General features: G+C 72.4%; 14 protein-coding genes. 4 read left to right on the plus strand and 10 right to left on the minus strand.

Features of this window, described 5'->3' with window-relative positions; genetic code table 11:
- The first annotated feature begins 89 nt into the window (after positions 1–89).
- The 4 genes from ACFQRF_RS19050 to ACFQRF_RS19065 all read left to right on the plus strand — a co-directional run bounded on the left by ACFQRF_RS19050 (position 90) and on the right by ACFQRF_RS19065 (position 4,702).
- Entirely contained in the window at positions 90–1,349 is a 1,260-nt protein-coding gene (locus ACFQRF_RS19050; RefSeq protein ID WP_379872486.1) for an ABC transporter substrate-binding protein, read from the plus strand.
- A complete protein-coding gene (locus ACFQRF_RS19055; protein WP_379872487.1) occupies positions 1,346–2,419 on the plus strand; it encodes a carbohydrate ABC transporter permease in 1,074 nt (357 codons plus the stop codon). Before ACFQRF_RS19050 ends, ACFQRF_RS19055 begins: the two co-directional genes overlap by 4 nt.
- A 92-nt stretch (positions 2,420–2,511) precedes the next feature.
- Entirely contained in the window at positions 2,512–3,315 is an 804-nt protein-coding gene (locus tag ACFQRF_RS19060) for a carbohydrate ABC transporter permease (RefSeq protein ID WP_379872488.1), read from the plus strand.
- A 46-nt stretch (positions 3,316–3,361) separates the two neighbouring features.
- Positions 3,362–4,702: a Gfo/Idh/MocA family protein gene (locus ACFQRF_RS19065; protein WP_379872489.1), complete on the plus strand. Its 1,341-nt coding sequence runs from the start codon at positions 3,362–3,364 to the stop codon at positions 4,700–4,702.
- 109 nt (positions 4,703–4,811) lie between these two features.
- On the opposite strand, the gene ACFQRF_RS19070 is transcribed toward ACFQRF_RS19065, so the two are convergent.
- The 10 genes from ACFQRF_RS19070 to ACFQRF_RS19115 all read right to left on the minus strand — a co-directional run bounded on the left by ACFQRF_RS19070 (position 4,812) and on the right by ACFQRF_RS19115 (position 13,794).
- Positions 4,812–5,411, minus strand: a complete 600-nt coding sequence (locus tag ACFQRF_RS19070) for an energy-coupling factor transporter transmembrane component T family protein (RefSeq protein WP_379872490.1) — start codon at positions 5,409–5,411, stop codon at positions 4,812–4,814.
- The gene (locus tag ACFQRF_RS19075) at positions 5,408–6,091 is read right to left on the minus strand and encodes an energy-coupling factor ABC transporter ATP-binding protein (protein ID WP_379872650.1); all 684 of its coding nucleotides are present in this window, start codon (positions 6,089–6,091) and stop codon (positions 5,408–5,410) included. Before ACFQRF_RS19075 ends, ACFQRF_RS19070 begins: the two co-directional genes overlap by 4 nt.
- Before the next feature lie 75 nt (positions 6,092–6,166).
- Entirely contained in the window at positions 6,167–6,829 is a 663-nt protein-coding gene (locus ACFQRF_RS19080) for a biotin transporter BioY (protein WP_379872491.1), read from the minus strand.
- A gap of 184 nt (positions 6,830–7,013) precedes the next feature.
- Positions 7,014–8,069: a lactonase family protein gene (locus tag ACFQRF_RS19085; protein WP_379872492.1), complete on the minus strand. Its 1,056-nt coding sequence runs from the start codon at positions 8,067–8,069 to the stop codon at positions 7,014–7,016.
- A gap of 170 nt (positions 8,070–8,239) precedes the next feature.
- The gene (locus ACFQRF_RS19090; protein ID WP_379872651.1) at positions 8,240–8,797 is read right to left on the minus strand and encodes a GTP-binding protein; all 558 of its coding nucleotides are present in this window, start codon (positions 8,795–8,797) and stop codon (positions 8,240–8,242) included.
- A 13-nt stretch (positions 8,798–8,810) separates the two neighbouring features.
- Positions 8,811–9,170: a DUF742 domain-containing protein gene (locus tag ACFQRF_RS19095; RefSeq protein WP_114400794.1), complete on the minus strand. Its 360-nt coding sequence runs from the start codon at positions 9,168–9,170 to the stop codon at positions 8,811–8,813.
- 52 nt (positions 9,171–9,222) lie between these two features.
- Positions 9,223–9,648: a roadblock/LC7 domain-containing protein gene (locus ACFQRF_RS19100; RefSeq protein ID WP_114400793.1), complete on the minus strand. Its 426-nt coding sequence runs from the start codon at positions 9,646–9,648 to the stop codon at positions 9,223–9,225.
- 63 nt (positions 9,649–9,711) lie between these two features.
- Positions 9,712–10,947 carry a sensor histidine kinase gene (locus ACFQRF_RS19105; RefSeq protein WP_379872493.1) on the minus strand — a complete coding sequence of 412 codons (1,236 nt, stop codon included), beginning with the start codon at positions 10,945–10,947 and terminating at the stop codon, positions 9,712–9,714.
- A gap of 597 nt (positions 10,948–11,544) precedes the next feature.
- The gene (locus tag ACFQRF_RS19110; RefSeq protein WP_379872494.1) at positions 11,545–12,600 is read right to left on the minus strand and encodes a LacI family DNA-binding transcriptional regulator; all 1,056 of its coding nucleotides are present in this window, start codon (positions 12,598–12,600) and stop codon (positions 11,545–11,547) included.
- Between the two features lie 411 nt (positions 12,601–13,011).
- Positions 13,012–13,794 (minus strand): hypothetical protein, encoded by a 783-nt coding sequence (locus tag ACFQRF_RS19115; protein ID WP_379872495.1) that lies wholly within the window; start codon positions 13,792–13,794, stop codon positions 13,012–13,014.
- Positions 13,795–13,816: the final 22 nt, after the last annotated feature.

Raw genomic sequence — 13,816 nt, forward strand, 5'->3', positions numbered from 1 at the left:
GATGGGTCACCTCATTGACACGCTCTGTCGGCTGCTGTTCCATGAGCGCAACGTGACTGACCTCACCCGAGGGGCGAACGGGGGTCCGCATGGGCAGAGCAGGTCCCGGACGGCTCGCGTCGACGCTCGCTCTCGGGCTGGCCCTGCTCCTCGGCGGTACGGCGTGCGCCGGCAGTCTGCCCGATGACGGCGACGGGGCCGTGGTCACGTTCGTCGCCACCCGGGCCAGCGGCGGTGACTTCCAGGCGCTGGTCGACCGGTACAACGCCGCCAACCCCGACGCACGGGTCCGCTACGTCGCGCTGCCGGCCGCCGCCGACGCCCAGCGGGTGACGCTCGTGCAGGACCTGCAGGCGCGCACCGGCCGCTACGACGTGCTGTACGTCGACGCGGTGTGGACGGCGGAGTTCGCCGCCCGCGGCTGGCTGAGCCCGCTGGACGAGGACCGGTTCGCCGGTCCCGAGATCGTGGACGCCGCCGCGGCGACCGCGCGCTGGGACGGCCGGCTGTACGCGGCCCCGTGGGCCACCGGCACCGGCCTGCTCTTCTACCGCAGCGACCTGCTGGACGGCCCGCCGCAGACCTGGGCCGAACTCCTCGATGACTGCCGGGTGGCCGAGGAGCACGACATGGACTGCTACGCCGCCCAGTTCATGCGGTACGAGGGACTCACGGTGGCGTTCATGGAGGCCGTGGCCTCGGCCGGCGGGGAGGTCGTCACCCCCGACGGCGAGGTCCGGGTCGACTCGCCCGAAGGCCGGGAGGGCCTGCGGTTCCTGGTGGACGCGATGGCCGACGGCCACATCCCGCGCGCCGCGCTCACCTACAACGAGGACATGACCCGGCTCGCCTTCCAGCGGGGCGACCTGCTCTTCATGCGCAACTGGGCGTTCGCCTACCCGCTGATGGACGACCCCGGCGAGGAGTCACTGGTCCAGGGCCGGTTCGACGCCGCTCCCCTGCCCGGCCCGGACGGTCCCGGCACGGGCACGCTCGGCGGGAACAATCTCGGGCTGTCCGCCTACAGCGACCACAAGGCCGAGGCCCTGCGGTTCATCGAGTTCCTGCAGAGCGAGGAGGTCATGCGCGGCTGGCTGGAGGAGACCAGTACCCCCATGGCCCGTGAGGCGCTGTTCACCGATCCCGAGATCCTGGAGACGCGGCCCTATCTCGCGCCGCTGCGTGAGGCCCTTGACCAGGTGCGGCCCCGCCCGGTGACGCCGCGCTACACCGACGTCACCAACGCCATCCAGAAGCACGCCTACGACGCCATGACCGGTGAGGCGACCGTTGACGAGGCCGTGACGGACATGCAGGAGGAACTGGAGAGGGCGGTGCGGGGCACATGACGCGGCGGACCTGGCGGCGGACGCGGCACGGCGACCCGGCGGGCGTTCCGCCCGGGCGGGTGCTGGCGGCCGGCGTGCCGGGCGGCACGGCCCGTACCGTTCGCCCGGCGAACGCCGGTCCCGGCGCATCGGGCGCGCCGGGCGGCACCCGCCCTCCAAGTCGGCCATGGCCCCGGGGCCGGCCCATCACCGAGCGGGGCGTCGAGCGCAGGCTGGCGTTCTGGCTGCTGGTGCCGACCGTGGTCGCCCTGGGGCTCGTGGTCTGCTACCCGGTCGGCTCCGCGGTGGTCCGGTCGCTGTTCGACGACCCCATCGGGCGCGACCCGGTGTTCGTCGGCGCCGACAACTACCTCCAGGCGCTCGTCGGCTTCGACCGGGAGGACTTCTGGGCGGCCGTGGGCAACACGGTGTTCTTCACCGTGGTCAGCGTGGTCCTGGAGACGGCCCTCGGCCTGGCCATGGCGCTGGTCATGCACCGGGCGTTCCGCGGGCGCGGCGTGGTGCGGGCCGCCGTGCTGCTCCCCTGGGCGCTGCCCACCGCGGTGAGCGCGGTCATGTGGGACTGGATGCTGCAGCCGGAGGGGATCGTCAACGCGCTGCTCGGCACCCAGGTGGTGTGGGGCGGCGCCGAATGGCCGGCGAAGTGGTCGATCATCGTCGCCGAGGTGTGGAAGACCGCTCCGTTCGTGGCGCTGCTGATCCTGGCCGGTCTGCAGACCATCCCGCCGCACCTGTACGAGGCCGCGGCGCTGGACGGCGCGTCGGCGTGGCGCCGGTTCACCTCGGTCACGCTCCCGCTGGTCCGCCCCGCCCTGGTGGTGGCGGTGCTGTTCCGCACGCTGGACGCGCTGCGGATGTACGACCTGCCGCAGATCCTGACCGGCGGGGCGAACAACACCGAGACGCTGTCCATCCTGGTGGTGCGGACGGCGACCGGCGAGCTCAAGGCCGGCTACGGCGGTGCCCTGTCCACGCTGACGTTCCTGTTCGTGTTCCTGTGCGCGTTCCTGCTGATCCGCGCGATGGGCGCCAACGTGTTCGCGGGGTTCCGGGCGGAGGGGGGACGGTGACGGTGGTGGGGGGTACCGCGCGCGCGACGCGGCCGGGCGGTCCGCGTTCCCGCGCCGGGGCTTCGCGGCGCGGCTGGACGTGGGAGTCGTGGGTGATCGGCGCCGGCATCGTGCTGCTGGTGCTGTACTGCCTGGCCCCGTTCTGGTGGATGTTGGTGTCCAGCCTCAAGGGGCCGGCGGAGATCGCCTCGAACCGGCTCTGGCCGGAGGACCCCACGCTGGTGAACTACCGGGGGGTCTTCGGCGGGCAGAACGACTTCGGCTACGCGGTGCGCAACAGCGTCGTCATCGCGGTGGCGACCACGGTGTCGGCCATGGTCATCGCGGTGTTCTCCGGCTACGCGCTGGCGCGGCTGCGGTTCCGGGGCCGCAACCTCGTCCTGACGCTGGTCCTGGCCTGTTCGATGTTCCCCGGCGTGGCCATCGTGACCCCGCTGTACCAGCTGTTCAGCGACTGGGGCTGGATCGACCAGTACCAGGCGATGGTCGTGCCGAACATCAGCTTCGCGCTGCCGCTGGCGATCTTCGTGCTCACCACGTTCTTCCGCGAGATGCCGTGGGAGCTGGAGGAGGCCGCGCGGGTGGACGGCTGCGGCCCCATCGCGGCCTTCTTCCGGGTGATCCTGCCGCTCGCCGTGCCGGGCGTGGTCACCACGGGGCTGCTGGTGTTCTTCGCGGCGTGGAACGAGTACCTGATCTCCAGCGTCGTGTCGATCACGCTGGCGTCCAACCCGGTGACGGTGGCGCTGGCCAAGTTCGCCGGGGACACCGAGTTCCAGCAGCCGTTCGGTTCGCAGATGGCCGCCGGCGTGGTGGTCACCGTGCCGCTGGTCGTGCTGGTGCTGCTGTTCCAGCGCCGCATCGTCTCGGGGCTTTCGGCGGGCGGATTTCGTTGACCGGGCGGGGGCGCGCCGCTGCCTGGAACCTGGGAAGGGAGAGGGCATGTCACCGGTACGGGTGCTGATCGTGGGTGCGGGGTCGCGTGGCGGCGGCTACGCCAGGTGGATCCGGCGGCATCCGGAGGTGGCCGAGGTGGTCGCCGTCGCCGAGCCGAGGGCCGCCTACCGCGAGCCGCTCGCCGACGAGCACGGGGTGCCGCCGGAGCTGCGATTCGCCGACTGGCGGGAGGCGGCGGCGCTGCCGCGGTTCGCCGACGCCGCGCTGGTGTGCACGCTCGACGACGCGCATCTGGAACCGGCGGTGGCGCTGGCGGGACGGGGCTACCACCTGCTCGTGGAGAAGCCGCTCGCGCAGACGCGGGAGGACTGCGAGACGATCGTCGCCGCTGCCCGGCGCAATGGCGTGATCCTGGGCGTCTGCCATGTGCTGCGGTACGCCCCCTACACGCGCATGCTGAAGGAGATCGTCGGCTCGGGGCGGATCGGGGAGATCGTCAGCGTCGACCACCTCGAACCGGTCGGCTTCTGGCATCAGGCGCACTCCTACGTCCGGGGGAACTGGCGCAGCGCCGAGAGCACCGCGCCGATGCTGATGGCCAAGTCCTGCCATGACCTGGACTGGCTCCGCTACATCGTGGGCCGGGACGCCGTGGCGGTCTCCTCGTTCGGGTCGCTGCGGCACTTCCGGCCCGAGCACGCGCCGCCCGGCGCGGCGGAGCGCTGCGTGGACTGCGCGGTGGAGCGTGACTGCCCCTACTCCGCACCGCGCGTCTACGGCCGGTTCCTCGCCGAGGGCCGCACCGGCTGGCCGCTCGACGTGCTGACCCCGGAGCCGACCGAGTACACGGTGGCCGAGGCGCTGCGCACCGGGCCGTACGGGCGGTGCGTCTACCACTGCGACAACGACGTGGTCGACCACCAGGTGGTGTCCCTGGAGTTCACCGGCGGCGTGACGGCGACCTTCACGATGACGGCGTTCAACCGCCCGCGCCCGCGCGAGACCCGGATCTTCGGCACCCGGGGCGAACTGTACTGCGACGGCAGCCGCATCACGCACTACGACTTCCTCACCGACCGCACCGACGTGGTCGATGTGGCCGCGGCCAACGACGGCCTGATCGACTCGGGCCACGGCGGCGGGGACGGCGGGCTGCTCGCGGAGTTCCTGCCCGCGGTGGCGGCCGGGGATCCGTCCCGGGTGGCGACCAGTGGTGAGGACGCGTTGCGCTCGCACCTGCTGGTGTTCGCCGCGGAGCGGGCCCGGCTGGAGGGCCGGGTGGTGCGGTTGCGGCCGGACGGTCCCGAGGGCGTCCGGCCCGTGGCCCGGCTGGCCGATCACGGACCGGCCGGTCAGCGGCTGGCCGGGGGCACCGTGCCGGAGTAGCGTACGCCGGGCGAACGATCGCCCGGGATCCGCGATCCGTTCCGCGGCCGGGACTCCCCGGCCCTCGGCTCCCTCGCGGTCCGTCGCGGCCGGGCGCCGTGACCGGCCGTCAGTCCAGTCCGCGGGCGCTCATGGCCTCGCCCAGCGCCTCGGCGGAGCGGAGCAGGTTGACGACCACCGGGACGACCATACGGTGCGGCCGGCGGCGCAGGCCGCGGGCGACGTAGGACTCGCGTGCGGTCTGCCAGGCTCGCGCGACCATCGGCACACAGCGGATCGTCATGGCCAGGACCAGCGCCACGCGGTCGGGGCGGACGCCGAAGACGCGCAGCGGCCGGGCGAGCCGCTCGAACAGGGCGAGCATGGCGGTGACCCGCGTCGTCGCGGTGACCAGCCCGGCCAGTAGCACCGCCGCACCGAGCTGGCCGCACACCCGGGCCGCCACCTCCCAGCCCTCGGTGAGCGTCTGCACGGCGGCGATCAGCACGAGGAACGGCAGCAGCGGCCGGAGCGTCTCCCACAGCCGCCGGACGCCGAGCCCGCACACCGGGTACAGCACCGCGACCGCCGCTGTGGCGCCCACCGCGACCCAGGGGTCCGCGACCAGCAGCAGCCCGGTGACCGCGGCCAGCAGTACCAGCAGCTTGGCGCCGGCCGGCAGCCGGTACACCACGGTGTCGCCCGGCACGTACAGCCCGAGCACGCTCACGGCCGGTGCTCCATCAGCTCCCGGTAGTGGGCGACGGCGGCGCCGGGCGCGCCGTCGAAGACGATCCGGCCACCGTCCATGACCAGCGCGCGGTCGAAGTCGGCGATCATCTCCAGATGGTGGGTGAGCAGCACGACCTGCTGCGGCAGCCCGCGCAGCGTCTCGGAGATGACCCGGACGTTGCGCAGGTCGAGCAGCGTGGTCGGCTCGTCGCATACCAGGACGTCGGGCGCGGTGACCAGCACGGACGCCAGCGCGAGCATCTGCTTCTGGCCGCCCGAGAGCAGGTGGGCGGGGTGGTCGCGGTGGTCGGCCAGCCCGTGGCGGCGCAGGACATCGTCGACCCGGGCCGCGGTCTCCGCCGCGCTCAGGCCGTCGCCCCGCAGCCCGACCGCGACGTCCTCGGCGACCGTCGGCATGATGATCTGGGTGTCGGCGTCGGAGAAGACGAACCCGACCCGGCGCCGGATCGCGCGAGCGTGCCGGCGAGTGTCCTGCCCGTCCACCAGGACACGGCCGGAGTCGGGGATGACCAGCCCGTTGAGCAGTCGCGCCAGAGTGGACTTCCCGGACCCGTTGGCGCCGATCAGGGCGACCCTGCGCTCGGCGATGCGGACCGAGACGTCGCGCAGCACCGTCCGCCCGTCGTAGGCGTGCGTCACGTTCTCCAGTTGCAGCAGCATCTGCTTCCGTTGTTCCTGCTGGACGGAGCCGCCTCCGGGGTTCGGGGCGGCGGGGTGGGGACCGAGCGCAGCCTACTTCGGCGGGCGGGGCGCGCCGTCACCGGAGGGGCCGGGCTCCGGCCCCTCCGGTTCCACCCGGTGGCCCGCCGGCGGAATCGGGTAGGCGCGGTGCACGCCGGCCGCCACCAGCGCGGCGATGACGGCCTTCGCGAGATCGCCGGGGAGGAAGACGAACGCACCGACCAGGGTGGCCACCATGCCGTCGCCGAGCACGACCGCGCTCCACGGCAGCCCGAAGAGGTAGATGACGACGATCCCGCCGAGCACGTTGCAGGCCAGCCCCGGCCAGAAGCGGTACTTCGGCAGCATGCGGTCGGTGAGCAACCCGATCACCAGCGCGCCCGCGAGCCAGCCGATCATGTACCCGCCGGTGGGGCCGAGGAACGGCGCGAGCCCGCCGCGTCCGCCCGGCAGCAGCGGCAGGCCGGCCAGGGTGAGCACCAGGAAGGTCAGCACGGCGAGCGCGCCGCGTTTGGCGCCGAGCAGGCTGGGCGCCAGCATGATGGCCAGCGACTGCAGGGTGATCGGCACCGGCCCGACGGGGATCGCGATCGGCATGCTGAGGACCGCGATGAGCGCCGCGAACAGCGCGATCAGGGCGGTGTCGCGCGCGGTCAGGCCACGGCGGCGGATCTGTGGTGCGGCCGGTCCGGGGGTTTCGGCAGGTTCGGCCATGTTCGTCCTTCGGAGGGTCGGTTCGGCGCGGGTCCTCCCCCATCTTGGCCACGGGTGCCGACCACCGGAATGTCGGATCCGACAACATTCGGTACCGCGGAGTTGTGGGACTGCTCCGGGCGCCTCGTCGGTCCGGGCGGGACCGGCCGGTCCCGCGCGCCGGAGCTGTGGACCGGCGGGCGGGTCAGCCGGCCGCCGGGAGCACGCAGGCCGGCCGCGGGGAGTCGAGGCGGTGGCCGGTTGGCCGCGGGATGCCGGTGCGCTCGTCGACACGCAGCACGGTGAGGGTGCCGGACCGCTGGTTGGCCACGATGAGGTGGCCGGCCACCAGCGCGAAGTGCCGCGGCCAGGCTCCTCCGGTGGGGACCTCGGCGAGGCGGCGCAGGACGGCGCCGTCGGCCTCGACGGCGAACACGGTGACGGTGTCGGGGCCGCGGTTGGCGACGTAGAGCCGACGCCCGTCGGGTGAGAGCACGACCTCCGAGGGGTGGCAGCGCGTTCCGGTGGTCTCGGTCGCGGCGACGGCGGTGACGTGCCGGGCGGTGGCGGAGGCCGGGTCCCACCGCAGCACGTGCACGCGGGCGTCGAGTTCACCGGCGATGTGCAGGTGGCCGCTCGGGTGCACGGCCACGTGCCGTGGCCCCGTTCCGGGCGGCAGGCAGGCGGCGGTTCCGCCCGGTCCGTTGATCGCGCCGGTGTCCGGGTCGGCGGGGTAGCGGCGCAGTTCGTCGGCGCCGAGATCGGCGACCAGCAGGTGGCGGCCCCCGGGGGCGGCCGTGACGCTGTGCGCGTGCGGGCCCTCCTGGCGCTCCGGGTCCGGGCCGCTGCCGGAACCGGCGAGCAACCGCTCCCGTGGCGCGGGGGCTCCGGTGCCGGTCAGCGGGTGCACCGAGACGGCGCCGTCCTGGTAGTTGGCCACGACGAGCCGGCGGCCGGCGGAATGCACGAGAAGGTGGCAGGGTGCGCCACCGCCGGTCGGCACCGTGCCCGTCTCGGTCAGCGTGTCGCCGGGCCCGACCGTGAAACCCGTGACGGCGCCCCCATCGGGGAGTTCGTTCACGGCGTACAGCAGGCCACCGTGCGGGTGCCGGGCGAGGAACGAGGGGTTCGCGGTACGCGCGGCGGCGCCGCCGTCGGCGAGGTCGCCGGTGGCGGGGTCCAGCCGGACGCGGCGGATGTCGGCGGCACCCGAGTCGTCCGCGCCGTATCCGCCGATCCAGAGCAGCTGCCGTTCGCTCATGCCCGCCCTCTCGCACTCGGTGGTGGGACCGCCCGGCCACCGGGGTCAGGGCGCGCGGCGCATCCTATGCCGAAGCGCCGCGCGGCACCATGGCAGCACGCCGGGTGGTCCGGGACTCCCACCGTGGGCGAAAGACCCGGACCACCCGGACAGCGTGCCGTGGCCGCCGGTCAGCCGACCAGTTCGGCGCTCTGCGGCCGCGACAGCGTGTACTCCAGCAGCCGCTTGAGGACGTTGCCGGAGGACCGGCGGTCGCGGGCGTCGAAGTCGATGATGGGCACCTCGGGCCCGATCTCCAGCGCCTCGCGGATCTCCTCGGTGGTGTATTCGAGTTCGCCGTCGAACCTGTTCAGCGCGATGACGTACGGAATGTTCTGGTTCTTCTCGAAGTAGTCGACCGCGTCGAAGCAGTCGGCCAGCCGACGGCTGTCGACGACGATGACGGCACCGACCGCGCCGCGCACCAGGTCGTCCCACATGAACCAGAACCGTGCCTGGCCGGGGGTGCCGAACATGTACATGATCAGCTCCCGGTCGAGCGTGAGCCGACCGAAGTCCATGGCGACGGTGGTGGTCACCTTCTGCGGCGTGGCGGAGGTGTCGTCATGCGCCCGGCTGGCCTCCGTCATCACCGCCTCGGTGGTGACCGGAGGGATTTCCGACACTGATCCGACGAGGGTGGTCTTCCCCGCACCGAATCCGCCGGCGATGACGATCTTGGTCGACATCATCGACGCTGTGTCATTGGAAGAGACGTTCGAGCCCACGGAGCGCCCTCTCCAGAACTTGGTTTTCCGACGGACTGTGTCCGGTGATGGTCGGGTGGATGTAGACGAGCCCCTGGTCCGCGAGGTCACTCAGCAGCACCTGGGTCACGCCCAGCGGGATCTTCAGCTCGGCCGCGATCTCGGCGACCGATCGCGCTTCGCGGCACAGCCGGTAGATGTTCTGCGACTCCGGCATGAGGTTGTTCGGCGGCTCGGTGCCAGGGTCCGCGGTCGACACGAGGGTCTGCACCATCAATGGATGGCGAGACCGGGTTCGCCCACCCGTGAAGGTATAGGGACGAATCCGCGCGCCCCTTCGCCTGCGATAGCTCATTGCGGTGAAAACCTCTTCATGATTCGCTCCGGAGTCGTAAAGAGACGGGACGTCAGCGGGCGATGACCTCGCGGAGCTCGGACCGCAGCTGGGGGGTCAGCACGTGGCCGGCGTTCTCCACCAGCAGGGTCATCTGGTAGGCGACGATCTTCATGTCGGCGTCACCGGAGGTGAGGACGGCGAGCGACGAACCGTCGCTGATGGACATCACGAACAGGAAGCCGCGCCGCATCCGTAGGATCAGCTGCTCGGCGTCTCCCTTCCCGAACATCCGGGCGGTGCCGTCGGCGAGGCTCTGCAGACCGCTGGCGATGGCCGCCAGCTGCTCCGCGTGCTCCTCGGGGAAGTCCCGGGACGCGGTCAGCAGCAGGCCATCGGAGGAGACCACGACCGCGTGCTCGACGCCGGGCACTTCGGCGACGAAGTTGGAGATGAGCCAGGTGAAGTTTTCAGCGCTCTCGCTCAGGCGGTTGTCCATGTCCGTCCAGGTTCTTGGTCGTTGCGTGTGAAAGTGACGATTCGTGGGGCGCGCGTCGCGGCGCTACTCGTCCTTGGTCGCGGCGCGCTGACCCTCCAGGAAGCCCTCCAGATCCTCGCGGATGCGCTCGGCCTTGCTCTCGCCGTCGGCGTCGTCCGCCACATCGGCGGCGCTGTCGGCTTCCGGCATCGGGGCGGGGATGGTGGTCGCCCGCGAACTCCGGCGAGGGAGCCCTGCCGAGGTGAAGGAACCGGTTTCGTCGGTGTCGGTGGGCTCGTTACGGGGCCTGTTGGGCGTTGCGGAAGCGGTCACGGGAGTTGAGGGGCGCTCGGTGGGCGGGGTCATGGGCGCGACGCGCACGGGTTCGGGGCTCAGGGCTTCGGGGGCGGTCGCGGGGCCGGTGACGCTGAGCAGCTCGTTGGGCACGACCACGTGGGCGCTCAGGCCGCGGAAGGCGCGGGCCTGCAACTGCACCTGGAGACCGTGGCGGTGCGCGATGCGGCTCACCACGTAGAGGCCCATGTGCCGGATGACCTGCTCGTCGAGCACGGGGGCACCGCTCAGTCGCTCGTTGAGCGCGTTGAGCTGGGTCTCGGGGATACCGATTCCCTCGTCCTCGACCGTGAGCAGCAGTTTGTCCTCGCCCATGGGCTGGGCGCTGATGACGACCTGCGCGTGGTCGGGCGACTTGGCGGTGGCGTTGTCGAGCAGCTCGGCGAGCAGGTGGCTGATGTCGTCGGCGGCCTGGCCGGAGAGGAACATCTCCGGCAGCCGGCCCAGCCGGACCCGGTCGTAGTCGCTGATCTCGGACAGCGCCGCGCGTGCGACGTCGAGCAGCGGCACCGGCTCCATGTGGGAGTCGCTGCTGTCCTGCCCGGCGAGGACCAGCAGGTTCTCACCGTTGCGCCGCATCCGGGTGGCGAGGTTGTCGATCTTGAACAGCTGGTCGAGAAGCTCGGGGTCCTCCGTGGAGTCCTCCAGGTTCTCGACGATGGCCAGCAGCGAGTCGACCAGGGTGAGGTCGCGCATCGCGAGGCTGGCCAGGGTGGCGGTGACCAGTTGCTGGTCACCCGGCGTCTGGGGGAGCTCGGAAAGCACCGGGGCGGAGTCGGCGCCTCCGTCGCCGGACACGCCCTCCTCGGCGGCCGGTGCGGGAGCGGCCGGCTGTTCGCCGGGCGGCTGCGGGGCCGCGGGCCACGGCGCGGGCTCCCGGCGCCGTGGGAAGCCGAACCAGTCCAGGACCCGGCGCAACCGGCCGCCCTTGGCAGCGCTGGAGGCGTGGTAGTCCTGACGCATCATGTGCGACAGAGGATGGTCCGCGCGATCAGCAGATGACGGCGCCTGTGCCACAGCACATCTCCTCGATAAAGGGGGACTGACCAACGACGGCGGGCCGGCGACACGGGTTCGGCGGGAGACCACCGCGCGTCTTGGCTCACCGGGGTCCCGACGGGACGGCCGTCCGCCGGGAACCGAGGATGGCGTCCGCGACCACTCCTCGCCGCGCATCCGGCCAGTGAACCGCCAATAAAGCCGCCTACATACAATCGAATCGGCCGAAACACTAGCACAGGAAATCCCTACACAGCAGGCGTTCCCGACGCGTGCGACACCGGTTCGGACGCCCCTTCTCGATCCTGACCTTGGCGGTTGCCATGGAACGGACGGACGATACGCCACCGGGCGCGCAAACCGTCACCGTGGTGTTACACAGCGGCAGTCCGGGCGAAACCCGGCGCTCGGCCGGACTCCCCCGCCGCCCCCGGCCCCGCCCGGGACAAACCACACTCAGAGCGTCCATCGGAGACAACCTAGCGTGATCGCCGGCCGCCGGGCGCGTTTTCCACAATGTCCGCCCTGGTTCTCCCGCCGCCGTACGCGGTGTTCCGGGCCGGGTCAGTGCCGGGCCGAGGTGGAATCGCGCACCACGAGCGTCGGCTCGAACCGCAGCCGCTCGTGCCGGTGCGCCGGATCGTGGAGCTCGGAGAGCAGCAGCCGCATCGCCGCGCGGCCCATCTCGTACTTGGGCTGCGCCACGCTGGTCAGTCCCGGGTGCACCAGCGAGGCGACGTCGATGTCGTCGTAGCCGACGACGGAGATGTCGTCCGGGGTGCGGATCCCGCGCCGCCCCAGCGACTTCAGCAGCCCCAGCGCGAGCTGGTCGTTGGCGCAGAACACCGCCTGCGGACGGCGGCGCGGGCCGCCCGCCAGCACGGACTCGACCGCCTCGGCCCCGGCGCGCGCGTTGAGCTGGGGCCGCTCCACGATCCGCACCGCCCCGGTGGGGTCGAGCCCCGCCTCGACGCACGCCGCGCGCAGGCCGGCGAGGCGGTCCCGGCACTGTTCGATCGCGAATGGGCCGCTGACGAAGGTGAGCCGCTCGTGGCCGAGGCTGATGAGATGCCGTCCGGCCGCGAGCCCGCCGGCGTGGTTGTCGACGCTGACCCCGCACCCCTCGTGGGCGGCGACGTCGCCACGGTCCAGCAGCACCCAGGAGATCCCGCGCTGCCGCAGCCAGTGCAGGTCCGAAAGGTCGTCGTCGACCGGCATCACGACCGCGCCCGCGGCGCGCTGCTCGGCGAGCAGCCGCAGCGACCTGCGCTGGCGTTCCGGGCGCTCGGCGGAGTTGAGCAGAATGACGGCGAGCCCGGCCTCGACCGCCTCGTCCTCCACACCGCGCGCGACCTCGGTGAAGAACGGGTTGGTGACGTCCAGAACGAGCAGCCCGATCGAGTCGCTGCGGCCGGACCGGAGGCTGCTGCCGGAGGAGTTGCGCACGTAGTCCAGCTCGCGGATGGCCTCCTGCACCCGCCGGCGCGTCGCCTCGGCCACCCGCTCCGGCCGGTTCAGCACGTTGGACACCGTCCCGGGCGACACCCCGGCGCGCGCCGCGACCTCGCCGATTCCGACCGGCCGCCGGGATGACGACGGCTGCGAGGCGGTGGCTGACACGTTCGGCTCCCTTGCCCGGCGAGAGGTACGGCTGCGGGCCCCGGGCAGGCCGGAGCCGCCCTCTGATGCTACCGCTCGGCTTGAATCGTTTTAGCTAGCCGAGCGGCTCCGGGGCGGAGCGGTTCGGACAGGAAGCGAGGGCGCCCGAGGTCACGTTCTGCCACCCGGCCTGGACACGCTTCGATCCGGCCGGTCGCCGCGCGCCTCTTCCGGCACGACACCGTGTGGATCACCGCACCCCCGCGTCGCCGCGGCCGGTCCCACCCCCACGATGACCCGCCCCGGCGTCCCCGGATGAGCCCGCACGGCTACGGTGGCTCCCCCGCACGGCCATCGCTCCGGCACCCCGGTCACCTGATCGCTGACGGCAACCGGCCGCAAAAGACATGCCGGTCCAGCGGGGGTACGGCGTCAGCCGCCCGCGCGGGGTCCTCGGCCAGGGGCGTCGCGCCGCCAGGTCCGCCAGGTCGATGGCGTGTCGCCGCGGCGGTTCGCCACCACGCCGGACCGGGGCCACGCCGGCCCCGTCCCGCGGTCCACGCCACCCCGTACGGGCTCCGGGGACGGATTCGGCGGCCTGGCGGAGTGTGCCGCCTCCTCCACTGGCCGGGGCTCGGCCGATTGGCCCGGCTTCGACGCGGCGGCCACCCCGAGGTACTCGGCGGTTAGCCGGCTTCCGGCGGTCTCCTGGGTCAGCCATGCGGCGACCGCGGCGCGATCCTCGCCGGTCGGCCGGCGGTGGGCGTCGAGCACAACGAAATTCGCGTCGGCGGTCTCCGCGAGGTCTTCTCCGCGGCCCGGCCTGACCGGCAGGGGTCCCCAGCTCGGGACGACACCGTCGCCGCGCGGCCGCCCGGCCTGACTCATTTCGGGATGGTGTACGAGCACGGTTCCCGCGTCGGAGTACGCGACCTGCCCCACGGCGGGACTCCGGAAGGTGCCGGTCATGTTCTCCAGTGCCCCGTGATCGCGGGCCAGCCGGGAGAACTCCTCCCGGGAGAGGACGGGGGGCACGGCCACCGTGTGTTCCGTCCACCCCTGGCTCGCCTGGAACCTGCGGATCAGCATCTCGGAGGCGCCGGGGCGGTAGATCGCGGACGGCATCATGAAGGAGGGGTGTCCCGCGTAGAAGAAGGTCGCGTATGAAGGGCTGCGGTGTTCACCGGTGACCACTTTTTGTCCATTCTGTCGCATAACGACCCCTCGGAAGCATTCA

Source organism: Marinactinospora rubrisoli (genome assembly GCF_042664915.1).
Lineage (GTDB): Bacteria > Actinomycetota > Actinomycetes > Streptosporangiales > Streptosporangiaceae > Marinitenerispora > Marinitenerispora rubrisoli.

Coding starts and splice junctions, on each gene's coding strand:
- ACFQRF_RS19065 (WP_379872489.1), top strand. CDS start 3,362: ATGTCACCGGTACGGGTGCTGATCGTGGGTGCGGGGTCGCGTGGCGGC.
- ACFQRF_RS19095 (WP_114400794.1), bottom strand. CDS start 9,170: ATGAGCTATCGCAGGCGAAGGGGCGCGCGGATTCGTCCCTATACCTTC.
- ACFQRF_RS19105 (WP_379872493.1), bottom strand. CDS start 10,947: ATGATGCGTCAGGACTACCACGCCTCCAGCGCTGCCAAGGGCGGCCGG.
- ACFQRF_RS19100 (WP_114400793.1), bottom strand. CDS start 9,648: ATGGACAACCGCCTGAGCGAGAGCGCTGAAAACTTCACCTGGCTCATC.
- ACFQRF_RS19090 (WP_379872651.1), bottom strand. CDS start 8,797: ATGTCGACCAAGATCGTCATCGCCGGCGGATTCGGTGCGGGGAAGACC.
- ACFQRF_RS19085 (WP_379872492.1), bottom strand. CDS start 8,069: ATGAGCGAACGGCAGCTGCTCTGGATCGGCGGATACGGCGCGGACGAC.
- ACFQRF_RS19050 (WP_379872486.1), top strand. CDS start 90: ATGGGCAGAGCAGGTCCCGGACGGCTCGCGTCGACGCTCGCTCTCGGG.
- ACFQRF_RS19115 (WP_379872495.1), bottom strand. CDS start 13,794: ATGCGACAGAATGGACAAAAAGTGGTCACCGGTGAACACCGCAGCCCT.
- ACFQRF_RS19055 (WP_379872487.1), top strand. CDS start 1,346: ATGACGCGGCGGACCTGGCGGCGGACGCGGCACGGCGACCCGGCGGGC.
- ACFQRF_RS19080 (WP_379872491.1), bottom strand. CDS start 6,829: ATGGCCGAACCTGCCGAAACCCCCGGACCGGCCGCACCACAGATCCGC.